This is a genomic window from Phycisphaerae bacterium, assembly GCA_012729815.1.
Classification (GTDB): Bacteria; Planctomycetota; Phycisphaerae; order JAAYCJ01; family JAAYCJ01; genus JAAYCJ01.
Window position 1 is genome coordinate 1 of sequence record JAAYCJ010000081.1, and the last position, 2,930, is coordinate 2,930.

The 2,930-nt window shown below is 66.3% G+C and carries 3 protein-coding genes; all 3 read left to right on the forward strand.

Annotation, left to right across the window (positions count from 1 at the left end; translation table 11 throughout):
* Nucleotides 1–14: 14 nt before the first annotated feature.
* Nucleotides 15–1,142 carry a hypothetical protein gene (locus GXY33_06180; protein NLX04711.1) on the forward strand — a complete coding sequence of 376 codons (1,128 nt, stop codon included), beginning with the start codon at nt 15–17 and terminating at the stop codon, nt 1,140–1,142.
* Nucleotides 1,143–1,258: 116 nt separating this feature from the next.
* Nucleotides 1,259–2,302, forward strand: a complete 1,044-nt coding sequence (locus GXY33_06185) for an alcohol dehydrogenase catalytic domain-containing protein (protein ID NLX04712.1) — start codon at nt 1,259–1,261, stop codon at nt 2,300–2,302.
* A partial coding sequence (locus tag GXY33_06190) for an alcohol dehydrogenase catalytic domain-containing protein (GenBank protein NLX04713.1) occupies nt 2,299–2,930 on the forward strand: 632 nt, incomplete at its 3' end. The genes GXY33_06185 and GXY33_06190, both read left to right, overlap by 4 nt.

The following is a 2,930-nucleotide window of genomic DNA, read 5'->3' on the forward strand; positions in this document are numbered from 1 at the left end:
ACACGCGAGTGAAGATGCTCGATGACGACCGAATCGCCTTCGCCCGCCGCACGCTCAATGACGGCCGAGTGCTCTGCTTCGCATTCGAAATCGCCGGACGCTCGCGAGAGGATTGCACCATCGTTTTTTCCGGCCGGTACGGTGTGCAGCGGATCGATCTGGACAGCGGCCAGTTCCACGAAGTTCATCATCAAACGACCGACGGCGAAACGCACCTGGTCGCATCGTTCGACGCCTTCGGCTCGGCCATGTTCGTCCTGACCCCGGTGAGCGGGGCCTCGTCGCATCGGCCGGCCAAGCCGGCGCCGGCGAGACGGATCGCGCTGCCGGACCGGTGGCAGCTCGCCCTCGAGCAGGAGAACGTGCTGAAGATATGCCATCCGACGGTCATGCCGCTGCCCGACGGTCGCCATTTCGACGTGCACATCCGGGTGCACTGCGACGGCCGGATCGAACGAACACGGCTGCTGCTGGAAGGCGACTGCTATCCTCGCGTTCGCGTCAATACGGTGGACCTGGCCGATCGGATCGCCCCGTGCCGCGTGTTCGACAGCGACCAGTTCGCCGTGGACATCACCAGTCAACTGAGGCCGGGTGAAAACCGCCTGTGGCTACAATGGCGGCCGACGGCTGAGGATCGCGTGATCCCGGGCCTGACCGCCCATGCGGGCGTCTGCGCCATCCTGCCGCACGTCTACCTGGTCGGCCGGTTCATGGTCGACGACAAAGACCACCTGACGCCCATGGCGCAAGAGACCCCCGTCCGCCTGGGCTCGTGGCGAACCCAGGGACTGCCGTACTTCGCCGGGACCGCGACGTATTGCACCACCGTCGATCTGTCGGCGGATGACCTGGCCGGGCGGATGGCGTTGGTCGCCGACGTGGCCGGCCAATGCGCCGAAGTTCTCGTCAACGGGACGCCCTGCGGCGTTCGCGTCTGGCCTCCCTATCGGTTCGACGTCGGCCGCGCCCTGGTCGCCGGCGTCAACCGCATCGAAATCCGCGTCACCAACACGGCCTTCAATCTGCTCACGCCGTTGCCGGGCGAGACGGACTTGGCCAACCCGCACGCGGGACTGGCGTTCATGCACCGCAGCGGTCCGGACTCCGGGTTGTTTGCCGCGCATCTCGAACGCTATTGAGTTTCGACGAGACGGCTCACTCTTGGAAGGCGGACAACGCGTTGCGGCCCGTCGTAGACTTGACGCCGGGCCGCACGTGGGCGATACTATGCCGACTTTCGCAAGGAGTTGAAGCGATGTCCACGATGCTTGCCGCTGTGCTGCACGGGCCAGATGACCTGCGACTGGAACAGGTCCCCGTACCGAAGCCCCAAAACGTGGGCGAGGTGGTCGTCCGCGTCAACGCGTGCGGATTCTGCGCGACCGACTACAAAGCCATCCGCGGCGCCCGCACCAACGTCACGTTTCCCTGCATCGTCGGCCACGAACCCAGCGGCGTCGTGGCCGAGGTCGGACCGGGCGTGACGCAATTTGCGCCGGGCGATGAGGTGATCGTTCAGCCGTCGGGCTTCTGCGGCCTGTGCGAAAACTGCCGAACCGGCCGGACGCACTACTGCGAGCACGCGTTCACCACCGGCGGCGACGGCCCGCCCGACGTCTGGCCCGGTGCGTTCGCTGAATACTTCAAGGTCCGCGAGTCCATGCTGTTCGCCAAACCCGCCAGCGTCTCGTTCGACGCCGCGGCGGTCACCGAACCCCTTTCCGGAGCATGGAAGGGTGTGATCCAATACAGCCGGATGCAGGTGGGCGACGACGTGGTGGTGATCGGGGTCGGCGGCATCGGCCTGCTCTGCATGATGGTGGCGGCGGCGGCCGGAGCGGGACGGCTGCTGGCCGTCGATACCAGCGAATACGCCCTCGAAAACGCCCGCCGGCTGGGCGCGACGCACACCGTCAATCCTCGAGCCGGCGACGTAAAAAAACAGATCTACGACATCCTGCCCGACGGGCCCGACCTGGTGGTCGAGGCGGCCGGTCCCATCGAGGCGGTCAAGCTGATGGTCTCGCTGCTTCGCCGCGGGACCAAATGGAACGTGTTCGGCATCACCACGCACGAGAAGTTCGAACTGGACGGCGGCCTGGCCCATTTCCTGGAGGCGCGAATGGACGCCAGTTTCGGCACCACGCCGCTCGCCATGAGCCGGGCCATCCGCCTGATGCGAAGCGGCCTGGTGGACGTCGAGCGGATCATCTCGCACCGCTTCACGCTGTCCGAGATCGACCGGGCGGTTGAGGCGATGGGCAGTCCGGAACGAAACAAGGTCATCGTCAACCCATGAAAGCCATCGTCAACACCGCACCGGGGCAGCTTGAGTTCCAGGATTTGCCGACGCCCGAACCGCACGCCGGACAGGTCCGCATCCACACCGTTGCCTGCGGCATCTGCGCGACGGATCTGGAGATGATCGCCGGATGGGAACGGACCGGCTTTCCCGCCGTTCCCGGACACGAGTGGTCCGGCACGGTGGACGCGGTGGGACAGGGTGTGGATGCGACCCTGGTCGGCCGGCCCTGCGTCGCCGAGAACGTTTTGGCCGACGGCAGCGAGGTTGGTTTTGAGCATCCCGGCGGGTACGCTGAGTGCCTTCTCACCGAAGCCGCGAACCTCCAGGTGCTGCCCGACGATTTCGACTTGAACGCCGCCGCGCTGATCGAGCCGCTGGCGGTCTGCGTTCGCGGCATGAACCGACTGGGCGAGTTCGACCGCGGCGGACCGGTGCTGGTGATCGGCGACGGGCCGATCGGGTTGATCCTGGTGATGCTGCTGCAACACCATGGAACGTCGCAGATCGTCCTGACCGGCGGGCGCGACCCGCGTCTGGCCCTGGCCCGGCAGTTCGGCGCCGCCCGGACCGTCAACTACCACACCGATCGCCTCGATCCCTCAGCCGGGAGAATTCCCACCAT